We start from the raw sequence: 17,495 nt of genomic DNA on the forward strand, positions 1-17,495 counted from the left end.
ATAACATACAGTGCCTTTCTACCATTTGTCAATAATTGTTTAATAAAAACATAAAAATATACGGTTAATTTAAAAATTCTTCGAGAATATCTTCTGCTTTTTGAACAAGTTTCGCTCCTTGCTTTATGAGATGATTTGTTCCTGCTGCACTTTCTATAAAAATAGGGCCTGGCAAAGCAAATACCTCCCTATTTTGTTCTAGGGCAAGATCTGCAGTAATGAGCGAGCCACTCTTTGATTTCGCTTCCACTACTAGAACCCCTTTACAGAGGCCACTGATAATTCGATTTCGCTTTGGAAAGTACCATTTTCTAGGCGGATAATGCGGCGGATATTCTGTTAATAACAGTACATCATTCTTCCATATTTCATAAAAACGGCAATTCTCTTTTGGGTACATATACTGCAATCCATGCCCTAAGACAGCAATAGTAGGGCTACGTTGCCCCACTGCGATTTGGTGAGCAATTGTATCAATTCCATTTGCAAAACCACTTACAATTAGCCACTCTTTATCTATTAGCGGTTGTAAAATAGATTGTATGCTTTCCTGCCCGTATAAAGAAGGTTTTCTTGTTCCGACTACTGCAAATTTATTTATTTCTCCTAATAAACTTCTCTTTCCCTTTCCATATAACACGAAAGGCGGATCTGATATTTCACGTAATAATTCTGGATAGTCATCATCCCATATTGTGACATAAAAAATACCCTTTTCTTCTAAATGACGCGTACATTGTGCGGGGATAGATGTTTGTAAGAAGCTAACTAATTCAGAAGATTTTTTCGAAGTCAGTCCAGCATATTTTTCAAATTCTACTGAACTAAAATTGTATAGTTTTTTTATCTTTGGATCTATATGCACTAAGCGAGTCAACGCTTTCCAATAATCTGCTAACATGTAATGAAGATGGAGCAATCGTTCCCTTCTCATAACCATTCTCCTTACCCATAATTTTTATTATGTAAACAGAAAAAAGCGTAAAAAGACACCCTCTAGCACGAAGGTGTCTTTCGAAAAGATTAATAGTTTTTACAAGTTTCAAATAATCCCTTTTCTTTTAAAACAGAGATTAAAGTTTCGCCCATAACAGCTGGTGTTTCAGCAACTTTAATACCACAAGCTTCCATTGTTTTAATTTTTTCAGCAGCTGTACCTTTACCGCCAGAAATAATCGCACCAGCATGGCCCATACGTTTTCCTGCAGGCGCTGTTTGACCACCGATAAACCCAACAACAGGTTTTGTCATATTTGCTTTTACCCACTCAGCAGCTTCTTCTTCTGCTGTTCCGCCAATTTCACCAATCATAATGACAGCATGTGTTTCTTCGTCTTCATTAAAAGCTTTTAACGCATCAATAAAGTCTGTACCATTAACAGGGTCGCCACCGATACCTACCGCAGTAGATTGACCAATACCTTCTTGTGTTAATTGATGTACAGCTTCGTACGTTAATGTACCAGATCGAGATACAATACCTACATGACCTTTTTTATGAATATATCCTGGCATAATACCAATCTTACATTCATCTGGTGTAATAACACCTGGGCAGTTTGGTCCAAGTAAACGTGTCTGTTTACCTGTCATATACTTCTTAACTTTAACCATATCTAATACAGGGATTCCTTCTGTAATACATACTACTAAGTCAATCTCTGCATCAACTGCTTCCATAATTGCATCAGCCGCAAAAGCGGGTGGAACGTACACAACTGAAGCATTTGCACCTGTTGCTTTTACAGCATCTTCTACCGTATTAAAGACAGGTACACCTTCAATTTCAGTGCCGCCTTTACCAGGTGTTACACCACCGACAATTTTCGTACCGTATTCAATCATTTGTTTTGTATGGAATAATCCTTGTGAACCAGTAATACCTTGTACAATAACTTTTGTATCTTTATTAACTAATACGCTCATTTTTCTCCCCCGCTTTCTATTAGCCCACTAGTGAAACAATTTTTTGTGCACCGTCTGCCATAGATTCTGCTGCAACGATATTTAAACCAGACTCATTTAAAATTTTCTTACCTAACTCAACGTTTGTACCTTCAAGACGAACAACAAGTGGTAACTCAAGGCCTACTTGTTTTGTCGCTTCAATAACACCTTCTGCAATAACATCACATTTCATAATGCCACCAAAAATGTTAACAAAAATACCTTTTACATTTTTGTCAGAAAGAATAATTTTAAATGCTTCTGTAACTTTTTCAGCTGTAGCACCGCCACCAACATCTAGGAAGTTAGCTGGATCACCATGGTAATGTTTAATGATATCCATTGTTGCCATTGCTAATCCTGCACCATTTACCATACAACCAATATTTCCATCTAAAGGAATATAGTTTAAGTCATATTTAGAAGCTTCAATTTCTTTCGGATCTTCTTCTTCAAGATCACGAAGTTCTAAAATATCTTTATGACGATATAATGCATTTGAATCAAAGTTTAATTTTGCGTCTAATGCCATAACTTTCCCGTCACCAGTTGTAACAAGTGGATTAATTTCTGCAATAGAGCAATCTTTTTCGATATAAGCACGGTATAAGCCCATCATAAACTTTACAGCTTGTCCTACAAGCTCGTTTGGAATATTGATGTTAAATGCAATGCGGCGTGCTTGGAAACCTTGCAGACCTACTGCTGGATCAATATATTCTTTAAAGATTTTTTCTGGTGTTTTTTCTGCTACTTCTTCAATTTCTGTTCCGCCTTCTTCAGAAGCCATTAAAACAACTTGAGAAGTTGCACGATCTAAAACTAGACCAACATAATATTCTTTTTTAATATCGCAACCTTCTTCGATAAGTAAGCGTTTTACTTCCTTACCTTCAGGACCTGTTTGATGCGTAACAAGCGTAGTACCTAAAATACTTTCCGCATATGTACGAACTTCTTCTAAATTTTTCGCAACTTTTACACCGCCAGCTTTGCCGCGTCCACCAGCGTGAATTTGCGCTTTTACTACACATACATCCGTTCCTAATTCTTTCGCTGCTTCTACAGCCTCTTCTACTGTAAATGCAACCTTCCCGTTCGGAACGCTAACCCCATAGCTTCTAAGGACTGCCTTACCTTGGTACTCATGGATATTCATGGTCCCATCCTCCCCTATCTTCCTGTTTTACTCAAAAAGTTTTTTAATGTTTAAAAAACACTACATTGCCATTGTATAAAATGATTGGCACGCTGTCTACAATAAAGTGTCAGAAAACTGAAATCGCTTTATTCTTTTTTAAAAATAGTAATGTTAATATACGAAAATAAAAAAAAGGCTGTGGATTCACAGCCTTTTTTAAATCATATCTTTAATTGGTGCAAATGTTTTTCGGTGCTCCTCTAACACACCATATGTCTCAATTGCTTGCAAATGTTGTTTTGTCCCATAACCCATATGCTGTTCAAAACCATATTCTGGATGTTCTTTACCTAGTTCCTTCATCATGCGATCACGCGTAACTTTCGCAATAATAGAGGCAGCTGAGATGGAAATACTTTTTGTATCTCCTTTAACAATAGATGTCTGCGGAATTGGAGAAGGGAGTTTCATTGCATCAATCAATAAATGTTCTGGTGTACATGATAGATTCGCAATTGCATCTAACATCGCTCGTTTCGTCGCTTGATAAATATTTATTTCATCAATAACTTGTGGTGAAATAATTCCAACACCAATCGCAATCGCTTTCGCATTAATTTCATCATAGAAACGCTCGCGTTTCGCTTCACTTAGTTTTTTCGAGTCATTTAACCCTGGAATATAAAAATCTTCTGGAAGGACCACAGCAGCCGTTACAACAGGTCCTGCTAAAGGTCCTCTCCCCACTTCATCGATACCAGCAATGTATGCCAGCCCTTTTTCACGTAACGCTTTTTCATACTTTGACATCTCTAAAAATTTTTCTTTTTCCTTTTGTGCTAACTCTTTTTGTTTATACCACTTCAAAATTAATTTTTGAACACCTTTTCGCTCATCTTTCGTCAACATTTGAAAACGTTCATCTTCTTCATTCGTAATTTCTTGTAGTAAACATTCCGCTTCTTGTATCGTAACTTTTTGCATCAGTGTACACTCCTTTTAAACATTACCAAAAAGAAAAGACGCACAAACGCACGTCTTATACTTCTTCTACAAATTCTTCTGGTGTTTCAAATGTCATTTTTCCAAGTTTGCCACCTCGAAGTTCTCGAAGAACAAGTTCTGATGTTTTATCATAATCAATCATTCCGCCGCCCATTAAGCAGCCTCTGTTCCTTCCAATCGCATCAAAAAATTCTACGATATCTTCTGGGATTACCTCTAATTTATAACGCTCTTGCAAACGTTCTGGATAATGTTTCTCCATAAAACGAAGTGCATAAACTGCTACATCCTGTAAATTTAAAATAGAATCTTTAATTGCACCGGTCGTTGCAAGGCGAAGTCCTACTAATTCATCTTCAAATTTCGGCCATAAAATACCCGGTGTATCTAACAACTCCATTTCCTTACCTACTTTAATCCATTGTTGAGCTGTTGTAACACCTGGTCGATCACCCGTTTTTGCAATGTTTTTCTTTGCTAACTTATTAATTAATGTAGATTTCCCAACGTTCGGAATTCCAACAATTAATGCACGAATCGCTCTCGGTCTAATCCCTTTTGCAATCATTTTATCAAATTTTTCTTTTACAAGTACTTTACATGCAGCTGTAATTTCCTTCATACCTTGTCCAGCTTGTGCATTGATCGAAATCGCTTTATGACCCTTCTCTTCAAAATAAGCGATCCATTGCTTCGTTAAGCGATCATCTGCCATATCAGCTTTATTTAAAACAACCAATCTCGGTTTATGTGTAATAATCTCATCGATCATCGGATTTCGGGATGATAAAGGTAAACGAGCGTCTACAAGCTCAATTACAACATCGATTAATTTTAACTTTTCTGTTACTTGGCGCCTCGCTTTTGCCATATGCCCTGGGAACCATTGAATTACCATGTTGCCACCTTCTTTTTTTCATTTATTTCACAATACGTGCATCTTTTAATGGCCAATATAACATATTTGCTTTTCCAATTACTCTGTCCATTGGAATCGTTCCAATAACACGACTGTCTTTACTCTGAGGACGGTTGTCACCTAATACAAACAACTCACCTTCTGGAACAGTTGTTTTACCTGTACTACTTTCAAACTTAAAATCATAAGTAAGCAATCCATCAGTAAGTTGCTTTTTCTGTTTGTCTAAATACGGCTCCTCGTAAGGCTTTCCGTTAATATAGAGTGTATCATTCCGATATTCCACTTCATCGCCTGGCAGGCCGATAACACGCTTAATATAATCTTTTTCTTCTGTTGCTCGGAATACGATTATATCAAAACGTTTCGGCTCTCCAATGTGATAACCAATTTTATTGACGATCATTCGATCACGGTCATGTAGTGTAGGTGCCATTGATACACCATCTACAAGAATGGGTGCAAAGAAAAACTGTCTAATGACACCCGCCAATACAACAGCAATCAAAATTGCTTTGATCCATTCCCAAAGCGAACTCTTCTCTTTTTCCATGCATTTCCCCTCCACAATTATGTAAGCTGTCCGTATTATATCAAAATTTCATATAGATTGGAAAAAGGGAGCTTGTGCAATTACAAGCTCCCATACATGTCTTATCGAATTTCTTTAATACGTGCTTTTTTACCGCGAAGGTTACGTAAGTAGTATAACTTAGCACGACGTACTTTACCACGGCGAAGTACTTCGATTTTCGCGATTCTTGGTGTGTGAACTGGGAATGTACGCTCAACACCTACACCGTAAGAAATCTTACGAACTGTGAATGTTTCACTAATTCCGCCACCACGACGTTTAATTACAACACCTTCAAAAAGCTGAATTCTCTCACGAGTACCCTCAACTACTTTTACGTGTACGCGTAAAGTGTCACCAGGACGGAATGAAGGTAGGTCAGTTTTTAATTGGCCTTTTGTAATTTCTGCGATTAATTGTTGCATATTCAATTCTCTCCTTTAAACAGATGCTCTTATAAAGTCATTAATAAATTACAGCGGAACATCGTTAATACGGCTACTGCTTTCAGTAGCACAAATGTTATAATAGCATATTGCTAGGCCTGTTGCAATAGAAAATATATGAAGTTGTTATTGTTCTTCTTTAATCTGCTCAAGCCATTTTGTTTCTTGCTTGGATAACTCGCGTTCTTCAAGTAAATCTGGTCTACGCGTATATGTGCGGCGCAACGATTCCTTATGCCGCCACTCTTCGATATGCTTATGATTGCCTGACATTAGTACATCCGGTACTTTCATACCACGAAAATCAGCAGGACGCGTGTAGTGTGGATGCTCTAATAGCCCTGTGCTAAAAGAATCTTCCACTTGTGAATTTTGATTTCCAAGTACTCCTGGTAACAGACGCACTACACTATCCGTTACGACCATTGAAGCTAATTCTCCACCTGTTAACACGTAGTCACCAATTGAAATCTCATCTGTGACAAGATGCTTACGAATTCGTTCGTCATACCCTTCGTAATGACCACACACAAAGATGATATGTTCTTCCTGTGCTAACTCCTCCGCTTTTTTCTGCGTAAATCTTTCACCTTGTGGACACATTAATACAACTCTTGGTTTCCGTTCGGTTTCTTTCGTTAAATCTTCCACCGCATCAAAGATAGGTTGCGGCGTCAACACCATACCAGCCCCACCGCCGTATGGGTAATCATCTACACTGTTATGCTTACTTGTTGTATAATCACGAAAATTTACAACTCTAAGGTTTACTGCCTCTTTTTCTTGCGCTTTTTTTAAAATCGAAGATCCAAACACACCAGTGAACATCTCTGGAAATAATGTTAAAATATCAATTTTCATTATAGCAATCCTTCCATTACATGAATGGTTACTAATTTATTTTCGACGTTAACTTGTAGCACAACGTCATCAATGTATGGAATTAAAAGATCTTGCCCTTTTGGACGCTTAATTACCCATACATCATTTGCGCCAGGAGATAGAATCTCTTTTATCGTACCTAACGCCTCTCCATCCTCTGTTACAACGTTACAACCAATAATTTCATGGTAATAATACTCACCTTCAGCAAGTTCACCCAATTGTTCTTCTGGCACTTTTAATAAAGAGCCCTTAAACTTCTCTACTTCATCTACATTCCCATATCCTTCGAATGTCAATAAATCGAATGTTTTATGTTGACGATGAGAAGTGATTTTTACTGGAAGCGGTTCTGTCCCTTTATCACTCCATATGTATAGTGTATTTCCTACCTTATATCGCTCTTCTGGAAAATCAGTACGAGAAATGACACGAATTTCTCCTCTTACACCATGAGTATTTACAATTTTTCCTACGTTAAACCATTTTGTCATAAACAGCATGTCACCCCTGTTTTCTATATATTTTAAGCATCTCCATTCCATATATGGAACATGCAACTTCTCTTAAAATGTTAAAAAAGGGAGAGGAACAGATCCTCGCCCTTTTAACATTTATTGAATTTCCAGTGTAACTTTTTCATGATTATGATGTCCCACTGAATACAAGAGCATCCGAATCGCTTTTGCAACCCGCCCCTGCTTTCCAATGACTTTTCCAACATCCTCAGGATGTACAGTTAATCGATATTTTATCTCTCCGTTGCAAAGTTCCTGTGTAACTTTTACATCTTCAGGATGATCCACAAGTGGCTTGACAATCGTTTCGATTAACTCTTTCATAGCCATTGTCTCAATTACTTACCTTGTTTAGATAAGTGGAATTTCTCCATGATACCTTGAGTAGAGAAAAGGTTACGAACTGTATCAGATGGTTTTGCACCGTTTCCTAACCATTTTAATGCTGCTTCTTCGTTGATTTTCACTTCAGCTGGTTGAGCAACCGGATTGTAAGTACCGATTTCCTCAATGAAACGTCCGTCACGAGGAGAACGAGAATCTGCAACAACTACACGATAGAAAGGAGTTTTTTTAGCTCCCATACGTTTTAAACGAATTTTAACTGCCATTTTATAAAGCACCTCCGAATTTATTTCACACAGATAATTATATTAGCAAAAAGACTATTGCTTTGTAAAGTATTTTTTCTTAACAGAGCCATCTTTTTTCCTTACATAAATGGAAACTTCAATCCACCTAGTCCTTTTTTCTTACCTTTTTGCATGCCTGTCATCGTCTTCATCATTTTTTTCATATCTTCAAACTGTTTCAGGAGACGATTGATTTCTTGTACGGTTGTACCGCTACCTTTAGCAATGCGTTTTTTACGACTAGCATTGATTATTTCCGGTTGTTCTCGCTCTATTTTTGTCATAGAACGAATAATTGCCTCAATATGCCCAATTTGTTTTTCATCAACTTGTGCATTTTTCAGCCCTTTAATTTTATTTGCACCAGGAAGCATTCCTAGCAATTCATCAAGCGGTCCAAGTTGGCGCACTTGTCCAAGTTGCTCTAGGAAATCATCAAGCGTAAACGAAAGCGTACGCATTTTTTGCTCAAGTTCTTTTGCTTTTTCTTCATCAACTGTAGCTTGCGCTTTTTCAATTAATGTGAGAACGTCACCCATCCCTAAAATACGAGATGCCATGCGTTCAGGATGGAATGCTTCAATCGCATCTAACTTCTCACCCATACCAGCAAATTTAATTGGCGTGTTTGTTACTGCTTTAATAGATAGTGCTGCACCACCGCGCGTATCACCATCTAATTTCGTTAAAACAACACCAGTTAATCCTAACTGTTCATGGAAGCTTTGTGCAACATTGACCGCATCTTGCCCTGTCATCGCATCGACAACTAGGAAAATTTCATCCGGTTTCGCAACTTCTTTCACTTTCGCTAGCTCATCCATTAGTTCTTCATCGATATGCAGACGACCTGCTGTATCAATTAAAACATAATCATGATGATCTTCTTTTGCTTTGGCAATCGCTTGTTTCGCAATTTCAACTGGACTTACTTGATCCCCTAATGAGAAAACAGGCATGTCCAATTGCTTCCCTAATGTTTCAAGCTGTTTAATTGCTGCAGGACGATAAATATCAGCCGCAACAAGCATCGGTTTACGATTATGCTTTTTACGAAGCAAATTCGCAAGTTTACCTGTTGTTGTTGTTTTACCAGCCCCTTGAAGTCCAACCATCATAATAACAGTTGGCGGCTTATTTGCGACAGCAATTTTACTCTGCTCTCCGCCCATAAGCTCTGTCAGTTCTTCCTGTACAACCTTAATTACTTGTTGCCCAGGTGTCAAACTCTTCATTACATCTTGTCCGACAGCACGCTCAGACACACGCTTTACAAAATCTTTTACTACTTTAAAGTTAACATCCGCTTCTAAAAGAGCAAGACGAACTTCTCTCATCATTTCTTTTACATCGGCTTCAGAAACTTTTCCTTTGCCGCGGATTTTTTGCATCGTCTGTTGAAGTCGGTCGGCTAATCCTTCAAATGCCATATTGCCGCCCTCCTAATCTAATTTTTCGATAGCTTCAACAACTTGTTTCATTTCTTTATTTACATGCTCTTCTTCGCTGATTAGCTGTTTTAGCTTTGCAACAAGTCGCTGTCGCTCTTGAAACTTTTGAAGTAATACTAATTTTTCTTCATATTCTTCAAGCATCGCTTCAGTCCGTTTAATGTTATCATACACGGCTTGGCGACTTACATCAAATTCTTCCGCAATTTCACCAAGAGATAAATCATCTAAATAATAAAGCGACATATAACTTCTTTGTTTTTGCGTTAACAACGATTGATAAAAATCAAATAAATAATTCATTCTCGTTGTTTTTTCGAGCATGTTGGATCATCCTTTGTTAAGTGATTTCCCTTTACATGAATTAGTTTACATGGAGTCTAAAAGAGTGTCAAGTTTTTTTCTTAACATCCTATATTTTTTATAAAAAAGAAGCGGAAATACCGCTTCTTTCACTTTATGCCTCTTCTGTTTCTACTAAATTTGCAAATAAACCATATACATATTGTTCCGGATCAAATTGCTGCAGGTCGTCCATTTGCTCCCCTAGTCCAACAAATTTCACTGGTACGTCCATTTCATTACGAATCGCTAGTACAATACCACCTTTAGCAGTTCCATCTAATTTTGTTAATACAATACCTGAAACGTTCGTTGCTTCGCGGAATGTCTTCGCTTGACTTAAACCATTTTGTCCCGTCGTTGCATCAATAACAAGTAAAACTTCATGAGGAGCACCAGGAACTTCGCGTTCAATAACACGTTTTACCTTTTCTAACTCTTTCATTAAATTTACTTTATTTTGCAGACGCCCTGCTGTATCACATAATAGCACATCTACTTTACGAGCTTTTGCAGCTTGTACAGCGTCATACATAACCGCTGCTGGGTCAGAACCCGATCCTTGCTTAATCACTTCCACACCAACACGATCGCCCCATACTTCTAACTGTTCAATCGCTCCAGCACGGAATGTATCCCCTGCTGCTAATAAGACAGACTTACCTTCTGATTTAAACTTATGAGCCATTTTACCGATTGTTGTTGTTTTCCCAACACCATTCACCCCAACAAATAAAATAACTGTTAATTGATCTTGTTGCATATTAATTTCATTACTAAACTTTTCGTCACCTTTGTAAATTCCTACTAATTTCTCTGAAATAACAGCTTGTACTTCTTTCGGATCTTGAATGTTACGACGCTGCACTTCTTCTTTCAACTGATCGATAAGCTCCATTACTGTTGCAACACCAACGTCTGCACCAATCAAAATTTCTTCTAATTCTTCAAAGAAATCTTCATCGACTTTACGATAACGAAACACGAGATCATTTACTTTATCGGCAAATGAATTTCTCGTTTTTTCTAATCCTTGCTTAAACTTTTCAGTTACAGTATCTGTTTGTTTTGAAATTTTTTCTTTTAATTTTTTAAAGAAACTCATTCTTCTCATCCTTCCTATTCACTTGTAACAAGCTCTTCTTCCACGTCACCTAAACGAACGGAAACAAGCCTAGAGACACCTGATTCTTGCATTGTTACCCCATATAACACATCAGACTCTTCCATTGTACCTTTTCGGTGTGTGATCACAATAAACTGCGTTTCATCACTAAACTTCTTTAAATACTGCGCGAAACGAGCTACATTCGCTTCATCAAGAGCAGCCTCTACCTCATCGAGTACACAGAATGGAACAGGTCGTACTTTTAAAATACCAAATAGCAATGCAATTGCAGTTAAAGCACGTTCTCCACCTGAAAGTAAACCTAAATTTTGCAGTTTCTTACCAGGTGGCTGCGCTACGATATCAATACCCGTATTTAATAAATCTTGCGGATTCGTCATTACTAAATCTGCTCTTCCGCCTCCAAATAATTCACAGAATACGAATCGGAACTCTTCTCGAATCGCTTCGAATGTAGTAGAAAAACGTTTTTTCATTTCTTCATCCATTTCCGTTATAACTTGATGTAATGTCGCCTTCGCTTCTTCCAAGTCATCCCGTTGCTCTAGTAAGAATGTATGTCGCTCTGCTACACGCTCATACTCCTCAATCGCTCCTAAGTTTACTGTTCCGAGTTCTTCAATAGATAGTTTGATTAGCTTCACTTTTTTACGAGCATCCTCTGCAGGCATTGTCATTGTGTATTTCAGTTTTGCTGCTTCAAATGAAATCGTATACGTTTCGCGTAAATGTTTCAATCTATTTTCTAATTCAACATCGAGACGATTAATTTTCACCTCTTGATCTTTTAAAACTTCCAGAACATATTTATGTCGCCCTTTTGTATCTTTTACTTCACGCTCTATATGTTCTACCCGTTCTTGTAGAGTTAAACGTTGCTCACGGCGAGAGCTAATTAATTTTGATGTTTGATTTCGGTCATGTGCTTTCTTTTCAATCATACTCGTAATTTGCTCTTCACCACTTGAATTTGACGTCATTTCCTGTTTTAAGAACGCTAAGTCTTCCGTTGTTTTCACAAGATTTCGCTGTGTTTCCTCTTGTTCTTTCGTTAAGCGATCTACTTTTTCTTTTTGGTTTGACAGACGTTGCTGCTTTTCTGCCGCTTGTACTTTCAGTTCTGTTATCTCCGTTTGAACTTTTTCTTTCGAAGAATGTTGCTCGCTTTTCTGTTTTGTTAGGGCAACAATTTTTTCATCCATCTTTATAATATCTGTTTGAAGATTCGCTAAAACCCTTGCTAACTCTTCTTTACGCTCTTGCATCTTGACTTGATCTTGTAAAAACCCTTCTATTTCTAAGTCATAAATAGATAAACGATCGTTAATACGATGTTCTTCTAAAGCTAATTGATTAATCTCTTCTTTTAATTTTTGTTCATCTACACGCTCTTGTTCCGCATTGTAACGTAATTCTTTTATCTTAACTTCTTTTTCTTGAATTTCTTGCTTTAAAGCTTTAACAAAGTTTTCTAACTTAGAAGTTTTTTCTTCCATTTCAACAAGCTTCTTACTCCACTCTTCTAATTCTCTTTGACGTCCTAATAAAGAGGATTTCGCCTGTTTCACAGCTCCACCAGTCATAGAACCCCCTGGATTTACAACATCACCTTCAATTGTTACAATTCGGTAGCGATATTGCAATTGCTTCGCAAGCTCATTTGCACCTCTTAAATCTTTTGCAACAACGACCGTTCCTAATAAATTTGAAACTATGTTTTCATATTTATTGTTGTAATGCACAAGTTCCGTTGCAACGCCTACAAATGACGGATGTTGTTTTACCATTCTAAGCTGGTCAAAAGATAATGATCTACCCTTAATAACCGCCTGTGGTAAAAACGTTGCACGGCCATGACGATTTTGTTTCAAAAAGGCAATTGCCGCGCGAGCATGCTCTTCTGTTTGTACAACAACATGTTGCATCGCTGCACCAAGTGCAATCTCCATCGCAACTTCATATTCTTTCGGTACAGTAAGCAATTCAGCTACCGCACCTTCAATACCATGTAGTTTACTTTCACGGGCTTTTAATACTTCACGTACACCTTGATAAAATCCAGAATAATCTTCTTGCATCTCTTCTAACATTTCTTTTCGAGAACGCGCTTGTTGCACAAATTGATACGCTTGATACAATTTTGTTTCATTTTCACTATATTGCACCTTACATTTTCCAAGGGCTGCTTCTGTTTTTTGTATATTTGTAATCAAACTTGTAACGTTCTCTTTTACTTGTTCATAGCCTTCTACAAGTTTTCCCTTTTTAGATGTAATTTGCATGCGCATTTGTACATATTTTTCATTTTCTTCATCAAGGCGTTGATTTTTAGAGTTTTGTTGTTTAAATTGCTCCTCAAGCATAGATAATTCGTTACGATGACTTGCTTGTTGATTTAAAAGTTCAATGTAATCCCCTTTTAAATGTTCAATTTGCTCTTCTAGGTTTTCTGCATATGTAGAAAGAAGTTTTTCGTTTGCGTATAGCTTCTGCTCTAACTCTTTTACCTGATCCGCAAATTTCATGAGTTCTTCTGTACCTGTTTCAATCTCTCCGTCGTAAACCTTAGCTTTCTCTGTTAACTCAATAATTAACTGCTCAAGCTGTGCACAATGCGTTGTTGCATTTTGCTTTCTTTCCTTTAGCAATTCACGCTGTCCCTCTAACTTTTCTAACTCTTTACTAGAAAGGAGGAGAACTTCTTGCAAAGAATCTACAGATTCATCGATTGCTTGCAATTGTCCACGCAATTCTTCAAGATCTGCTTCACTTTGGTGTAAATGCGTTGACATTTTTACTTCTTCATCTTTATTATTTGCAAACTGTTTTCTAAGTTCTTCCCATTTTTCATGTAATTCTTCAATTTCATATACAATGAGGGCCGCTTCTACTTTTTCTAGTTCTTCTTTTTTCTCGAGATAATCTTTCGCAATAGAAGCTTGTCTCTCTAGCGGTTCTACTTGACTACTTAATTCATGAATGATATCTTGCACACGATTTAAATTTTCTTGTGTTTCTGCTAATTTCCCTTCAGCTTTCTTTTTGCGAAGTTTATATTTTAATACGCCAGCCGCTTCTTCAAATACACCTCGGCGCTCCTCAGATTTACTACTTAAAATTTCTTCTACTTTCCCTTGACTAATGATAGAGAAAGCTTCTCGCCCCATACCAGAATCCATAAATAAATCAACAATATCTTTTAACCGACATGACTGTTTATTAATAAAAAAGTCACTATCTCCCGAACGAGAAACACGGCGCGTTACACATACTTCATTATATTCAATTGGCAGACGCTGATCTTCATTGTTTAAAGTTAACGTTACTTCTGCAACATTAACTGCTTTTCGCGTATCACTTCCTGCAAAAATAATGTCCTCCATCTTTGCACCACGTAATGATTTTGCAGATTGTTCACCAAGTACCCAGCGAATCGCATCAGTAATATTACTCTTTCCACTTCCATTAGGACCAACTACAGATGTTACACCTGGAACAAAATCAACCGATACACGCTCAGCAAAGGATTTAAATCCTGCTATTTCTAATCTCTTTAAAAACACGAAAGGCCTTCCCCCTATTCTCCGCTATTATAGTCTATGTCTGTAAAAAACAAACTACTGCACGGATTCATATTTATCTTTTTACATCCAAATAAAAATAAAGTTTCATTCTATGCACAAGGAATCCCCCTCATGTAAAGGGGGATTCCTTATGATTGTTCTTTTAACTTTTTCAACGCCTCTGCAGCAGCTTGTTGTTCTGCCTCTTTTTTCGATTTTCCACTTCCAAGTCCTAGTGCCACATTATTTAGTGTAACACGTGAAACGAACTCTCGATTGTGAGCAGGGCCCTTTTCTTGCAAAATTTGATATTCAATATTACCGCTACCATCACGCTGAATCAATTCTTGTAATTGACTCTTATAATCCATCACATGAGAAAAAGCACCTTCGTTAATTTTTGGATATACGATTTCTTTTAAGAATCCCCAAACTGTATCCAATCCTTGATCAAGATAAAGGGCACCAATAAACGCTTCAAAGACATCCGCTAATAAAGCTGGTCGTTCACGTCCACCCGTCATTTCTTCTCCTTTTCCTAACAGAACAAGGTTACCAAATGACAATTCATTAGCAAAACGGACAAGAGATGGTTCACACACAATAGCTGCACGCAACTTTGTTAGCTCTCCTTCGCTCATTGTCGGATATTTTTGAAACAGATACTGTGACACAGTTAGTTCTAATACAGCATCTCCAAGAAATTCAAGACGCTCATTATCTTCATGTGGCTTTTTGCGATGCTCATTCACATACGATGAATGCGTAAATGCTTGAATTAATAATTTTTCATCTGTAAATGTAATACCTATCTTTTGTTGAAACGTTTTAAAAGCTTCACGATATTTTGTTTCGAATTTTTTTTCTCTATATTTTCGGTACGGCATAGGTCCCTCCAGATATAAGCCGAGAAAGCCCCGCTAAAAAACGGGACTTCACTCAAACATTATAGATGACTCTCTATGTAAGTCACAGCATCGCCAACAGTAGCAATTTTCTCTGCTTCTTCATCAGAAATTTCCATTTCAAACTCATCTTCTAATTGCATTACAAGTTCAACTACATCTAGGGAGTCTGCACCTAAATCTTCTTTAAAGCTTGCAGCTGGTACTACTTCTGTTTCTTCTACTCCTAAACGATCCACGATGATTTTCGTTACACGCTCTAAAACATCTGCCATAATTCATTCACCTCCCCTCAAATATTATATTAAATATTTCACAAAAAAACTAGGTGAAATCGTTTCTTTTCTTACATTACCATACCGCCATCAACATGTAATGTCTGTCCTGTAATATATTTGCTCTGGTCAGCAGCAAAAAATGTTACAGTATTCGCAATATCTTGCGCTTCTCCAAACTTGGCAGCAGGAATCAATTTCAACATTTCTTCTTTTAAGTTTTCTGCTAGTACGTCCGTCATATCAGTAGCAATAAATCCTGGCGCAATGGCATTTACAGTTATATTTCTACTAGCTAATTCTTTAGCAGACGTTTTTGTCAATCCTATTACTCCTGCTTTTGCAGCAACGTAATTTGCTTGACCAGGATTTCCTGTAACACCAACAACAGAAGCAATATTAATAATACGGCCGTGACGTTGACGCATCATATAGCGAGATACGGCTTTCGTACATAAGAATACACCTTTTAAGTTTGTATTAATAACTGTATCCCATTCTTCTTCTTTCATACGCATTAATAAATTATCTCTCGTTACACCTGCGTTATTTACAAGAATGTCAACTTGTCCAAACGTATCTACCGTTTGTTTTACCATGTTTGCAACATCTTCACCATTAGCAACATCAGCTCTTACTGCGATTGCTTCTGAGCCAAGCTTTTTTATTTCATCGACTACTTCATTTGCTTTTTGCTCATTACCGGCATAGTTCACTACAACCGTTGCGCCTTGCTTTGCTAAATCGATTGCAATTGCACGACCAATCCCGCGTGATGCACCTGTTACTAACGCTACTTTCCCTTTTAACATCCGCTTTCTCCTCTCAAATTTGAAATGGTATCTTTCAATGTCTCTTCATCATATATCGCATACACTTTCACAGATGGAGCGATTGATTTCATAAGACCAGCTAACACTTTTCCAGGTCCAATTTCAATAAATGTGTCTACTCCTTGTTCTACCATACGTTCAATCGATGGGTACCATAAAACAGGGGAATAAAGTTGTTCAATTAGCTTTTCTTGAATATCCGTACTACGTGTAATGCAATCTGCCGTAACATTTGCGATAACTGGAATTTTTGCATCTTGAATCGCAATTTCACTTAATACGCCTTGAAACTTCTCAGCTGCCGGCTTCATTAATGAAGAATGGAATGGACCGCTCACTCGAAGTGGAATGGCACGTTTCGCACCATTTTCTTTCGCTTTTTGAGATGCAAGTTCTACACCTTGTTTCGTTCCAGAAATGACAATTTGCTTCGTGCTATTCATATTAGCGACTTGCACCGGATATCCCTCATTCGTCACTTCTTCTGTAACTTGTTTCAGAATATCTGGATCTGCTCCTAAAATAGCAGCCATCGCCCCTTCTCCGCTCGGTACAGCTTCTTCCATATATTCACCACGTTTTCTCACAGCATACACAGCATCTTCAAATGTTAATGCTCCAGCTGCTACAAGCGCACTATACTCCCCCAAGCTATGCCCTGCGACATAGTCTGGTGTAATATCATACTCTTTCAAAGCTGTTAAGATCGCAAAACTTGTCGTCAACAATGCAGGCTGTGCATTTGTTGTTAATGTCAGTTTCTCTTGTGGTCCTTCAAAAATCAGATTTGAAAGAGACTCCTGTAAAACCTCATCTGCTTTTTGAAACACGCTTGCAACCTCTGTATAATTCTCCGCTAACTGTCTACCCATTCCAACTGCCTGTGAACCTTGGCCCGGAAAAAGAAATGCTAGTTTTCCCATTTCAAATCCT

General features: G+C 37.6%; 19 protein-coding genes. All 19 read right to left on the bottom strand.

What is annotated here, in order from left to right:
* Positions 1 to 64 precede the first annotated feature (64 nt).
* The 19 genes from dprA to fabD all read right to left on the bottom strand — a co-directional run bounded on the left by dprA (position 65) and on the right by fabD (position 17,485).
* Entirely contained in the window at positions 65 to 934 is an 870-nt protein-coding gene (gene dprA, locus CN373_RS03945; protein WP_001250751.1) for a DNA-processing protein DprA, read from the bottom strand.
* 89 nt (positions 935 to 1,023) lie between these two features.
* The gene (gene sucD, locus CN373_RS03950) at positions 1,024 to 1,926 is read right to left on the bottom strand and encodes a succinate--CoA ligase subunit alpha (RefSeq protein ID WP_000115187.1); all 903 of its coding nucleotides are present in this window, start codon (positions 1,924 to 1,926) and stop codon (positions 1,024 to 1,026) included.
* A gap of 19 nt (positions 1,927 to 1,945) precedes the next feature.
* The gene (gene sucC, locus CN373_RS03955) at positions 1,946 to 3,106 is read right to left on the bottom strand and encodes an ADP-forming succinate--CoA ligase subunit beta (RefSeq protein ID WP_001020795.1); all 1,161 of its coding nucleotides are present in this window, start codon (positions 3,104 to 3,106) and stop codon (positions 1,946 to 1,948) included.
* A gap of 198 nt (positions 3,107 to 3,304) precedes the next feature.
* Positions 3,305 to 4,072: a ribonuclease HII gene (locus CN373_RS03960; RefSeq protein ID WP_098358865.1), complete on the bottom strand. Its 768-nt coding sequence runs from the start codon at positions 4,070 to 4,072 to the stop codon at positions 3,305 to 3,307.
* Between the two features lie 55 nt (positions 4,073 to 4,127).
* Positions 4,128 to 4,991: a ribosome biogenesis GTPase YlqF gene (gene ylqF, locus CN373_RS03965; protein ID WP_000236691.1), complete on the bottom strand. Its 864-nt coding sequence runs from the start codon at positions 4,989 to 4,991 to the stop codon at positions 4,128 to 4,130.
* 22 nt (positions 4,992 to 5,013) lie between these two features.
* Positions 5,014 to 5,565: a signal peptidase I gene (lepB, locus tag CN373_RS03970; protein ID WP_000410022.1), complete on the bottom strand. Its 552-nt coding sequence runs from the start codon at positions 5,563 to 5,565 to the stop codon at positions 5,014 to 5,016.
* 101 nt (positions 5,566 to 5,666) lie between these two features.
* Positions 5,667 to 6,011 (bottom strand): 50S ribosomal protein L19, encoded by a 345-nt coding sequence (gene rplS, locus CN373_RS03975; RefSeq protein ID WP_001186516.1) that lies wholly within the window; start codon positions 6,009 to 6,011, stop codon positions 5,667 to 5,669.
* Between the two features lie 147 nt (positions 6,012 to 6,158).
* The gene (gene trmD / locus CN373_RS03980; RefSeq protein WP_000686941.1) at positions 6,159 to 6,893 is read right to left on the bottom strand and encodes a tRNA (guanosine(37)-N1)-methyltransferase TrmD; all 735 of its coding nucleotides are present in this window, start codon (positions 6,891 to 6,893) and stop codon (positions 6,159 to 6,161) included.
* On the bottom strand, positions 6,893 to 7,408 hold the full coding sequence (gene rimM / locus CN373_RS03985; protein WP_000170283.1) for a ribosome maturation factor RimM: 516 nt from the start codon (positions 7,406 to 7,408) through the stop codon (positions 6,893 to 6,895). Before rimM ends, trmD begins: the two co-directional genes overlap by 1 nt.
* Before the next feature lie 120 nt (positions 7,409 to 7,528).
* On the bottom strand, positions 7,529 to 7,756 hold the full coding sequence (locus CN373_RS03990) for a KH domain-containing protein (RefSeq protein ID WP_033664774.1): 228 nt from the start codon (positions 7,754 to 7,756) through the stop codon (positions 7,529 to 7,531).
* A 14-nt stretch (positions 7,757 to 7,770) separates the two neighbouring features.
* A complete protein-coding gene (gene rpsP / locus CN373_RS03995) occupies positions 7,771 to 8,043 on the bottom strand; it encodes a 30S ribosomal protein S16 (protein WP_000268751.1) in 273 nt (90 codons plus the stop codon).
* A gap of 101 nt (positions 8,044 to 8,144) precedes the next feature.
* Entirely contained in the window at positions 8,145 to 9,494 is a 1,350-nt protein-coding gene (gene ffh / locus CN373_RS04000) for a signal recognition particle protein (RefSeq protein ID WP_000863459.1), read from the bottom strand.
* A 12-nt stretch (positions 9,495 to 9,506) separates the two neighbouring features.
* Positions 9,507 to 9,839 carry a putative DNA-binding protein gene (locus tag CN373_RS04005; protein WP_000891064.1) on the bottom strand — a complete coding sequence of 111 codons (333 nt, stop codon included), beginning with the start codon at positions 9,837 to 9,839 and terminating at the stop codon, positions 9,507 to 9,509.
* Between the two features lie 133 nt (positions 9,840 to 9,972).
* Complete coding sequence (ftsY, locus tag CN373_RS04010) at positions 9,973 to 10,962, bottom strand: signal recognition particle-docking protein FtsY (protein ID WP_000007645.1); 990 nt, start codon at positions 10,960 to 10,962, stop codon at positions 9,973 to 9,975.
* 14 nt (positions 10,963 to 10,976) lie between these two features.
* Positions 10,977 to 14,549, bottom strand: coding sequence for a chromosome segregation protein SMC (smc, locus tag CN373_RS04015; protein ID WP_098358866.1), 3,573 nt, complete (start codon positions 14,547 to 14,549; stop codon positions 10,977 to 10,979).
* A gap of 149 nt (positions 14,550 to 14,698) precedes the next feature.
* Positions 14,699 to 15,436 carry a ribonuclease III gene (rncS, locus tag CN373_RS04020; protein WP_001146872.1) on the bottom strand — a complete coding sequence of 246 codons (738 nt, stop codon included), beginning with the start codon at positions 15,434 to 15,436 and terminating at the stop codon, positions 14,699 to 14,701.
* A 59-nt stretch (positions 15,437 to 15,495) separates the two neighbouring features.
* Positions 15,496 to 15,729 carry an acyl carrier protein gene (gene acpP, locus CN373_RS04025; protein ID WP_000786063.1) on the bottom strand — a complete coding sequence of 78 codons (234 nt, stop codon included), beginning with the start codon at positions 15,727 to 15,729 and terminating at the stop codon, positions 15,496 to 15,498.
* A 71-nt stretch (positions 15,730 to 15,800) separates the two neighbouring features.
* Positions 15,801 to 16,541, bottom strand: coding sequence for a 3-oxoacyl-[acyl-carrier-protein] reductase (gene fabG, locus CN373_RS04030; protein WP_000911789.1), 741 nt, complete (start codon positions 16,539 to 16,541; stop codon positions 15,801 to 15,803).
* A complete protein-coding gene (gene fabD, locus CN373_RS04035) occupies positions 16,535 to 17,485 on the bottom strand; it encodes an ACP S-malonyltransferase (RefSeq protein ID WP_000516965.1) in 951 nt (316 codons plus the stop codon). The genes fabG and fabD overlap by 7 nt, the downstream gene beginning before the upstream one ends.
* Between the last annotated feature and the right edge of the window lie 10 nt (positions 17,486 to 17,495).

The organism is Bacillus cereus (genome assembly GCF_002561295.1).
Lineage (GTDB): Bacteria > Bacillota > Bacilli > Bacillales > Bacillaceae_G > Bacillus_A > Bacillus_A cereus_S.

What these genes read in the sequence shown, in the direction of transcription:
- dprA (WP_001250751.1), bottom strand. Translation starts at nt 934, where the DNA reads ATGAGAAGGGAACGATTGCTCCATCTTCATTACATGTTAGCAGATTAT.
- sucD (WP_000115187.1), bottom strand. Translation starts at nt 1,926, where the DNA reads ATGAGCGTATTAGTTAATAAAGATACAAAAGTTATTGTACAAGGTATT.
- sucC (WP_001020795.1), bottom strand. Translation starts at nt 3,106, where the DNA reads ATGAATATCCATGAGTACCAAGGTAAGGCAGTCCTTAGAAGCTATGGG.
- CN373_RS03960 (WP_098358865.1), bottom strand. Translation starts at nt 4,072, where the DNA reads ATGCAAAAAGTTACGATACAAGAAGCGGAATGTTTACTACAAGAAATT.
- ylqF (WP_000236691.1), bottom strand. Translation starts at nt 4,991, where the DNA reads ATGGTAATTCAATGGTTCCCAGGGCATATGGCAAAAGCGAGGCGCCAA.
- lepB (WP_000410022.1), bottom strand. Translation starts at nt 5,565, where the DNA reads ATGGAAAAAGAGAAGAGTTCGCTTTGGGAATGGATCAAAGCAATTTTG.
- rplS (WP_001186516.1), bottom strand. Translation starts at nt 6,011, where the DNA reads ATGCAACAATTAATCGCAGAAATTACAAAAGGCCAATTAAAAACTGAC.
- trmD (WP_000686941.1), bottom strand. Translation starts at nt 6,893, where the DNA reads ATGAAAATTGATATTTTAACATTATTTCCAGAGATGTTCACTGGTGTG.
- rimM (WP_000170283.1), bottom strand. Translation starts at nt 7,408, where the DNA reads ATGACAAAATGGTTTAACGTAGGAAAAATTGTAAATACTCATGGTGTA.
- CN373_RS03990 (WP_033664774.1), bottom strand. Translation starts at nt 7,756, where the DNA reads ATGAAAGAGTTAATCGAAACGATTGTCAAGCCACTTGTGGATCATCCT.
- rpsP (WP_000268751.1), bottom strand. Translation starts at nt 8,043, where the DNA reads ATGGCAGTTAAAATTCGTTTAAAACGTATGGGAGCTAAAAAAACTCCT.
- ffh (WP_000863459.1), bottom strand. Translation starts at nt 9,494, where the DNA reads ATGGCATTTGAAGGATTAGCCGACCGACTTCAACAGACGATGCAAAAA.
- CN373_RS04005 (WP_000891064.1), bottom strand. Translation starts at nt 9,839, where the DNA reads ATGCTCGAAAAAACAACGAGAATGAATTATTTATTTGATTTTTATCAA.
- ftsY (WP_000007645.1), bottom strand. Translation starts at nt 10,962, where the DNA reads ATGAGTTTCTTTAAAAAATTAAAAGAAAAAATTTCAAAACAAACAGAT.
- rncS (WP_001146872.1), bottom strand. Translation starts at nt 15,436, where the DNA reads ATGCCGTACCGAAAATATAGAGAAAAAAAATTCGAAACAAAATATCGT.
- acpP (WP_000786063.1), bottom strand. Translation starts at nt 15,729, where the DNA reads ATGGCAGATGTTTTAGAGCGTGTAACGAAAATCATCGTGGATCGTTTA.
- fabG (WP_000911789.1), bottom strand. Translation starts at nt 16,541, where the DNA reads ATGTTAAAAGGGAAAGTAGCGTTAGTAACAGGTGCATCACGCGGGATT.
- fabD (WP_000516965.1), bottom strand. Translation starts at nt 17,485, where the DNA reads ATGGGAAAACTAGCATTTCTTTTTCCGGGCCAAGGTTCACAGGCAGTT.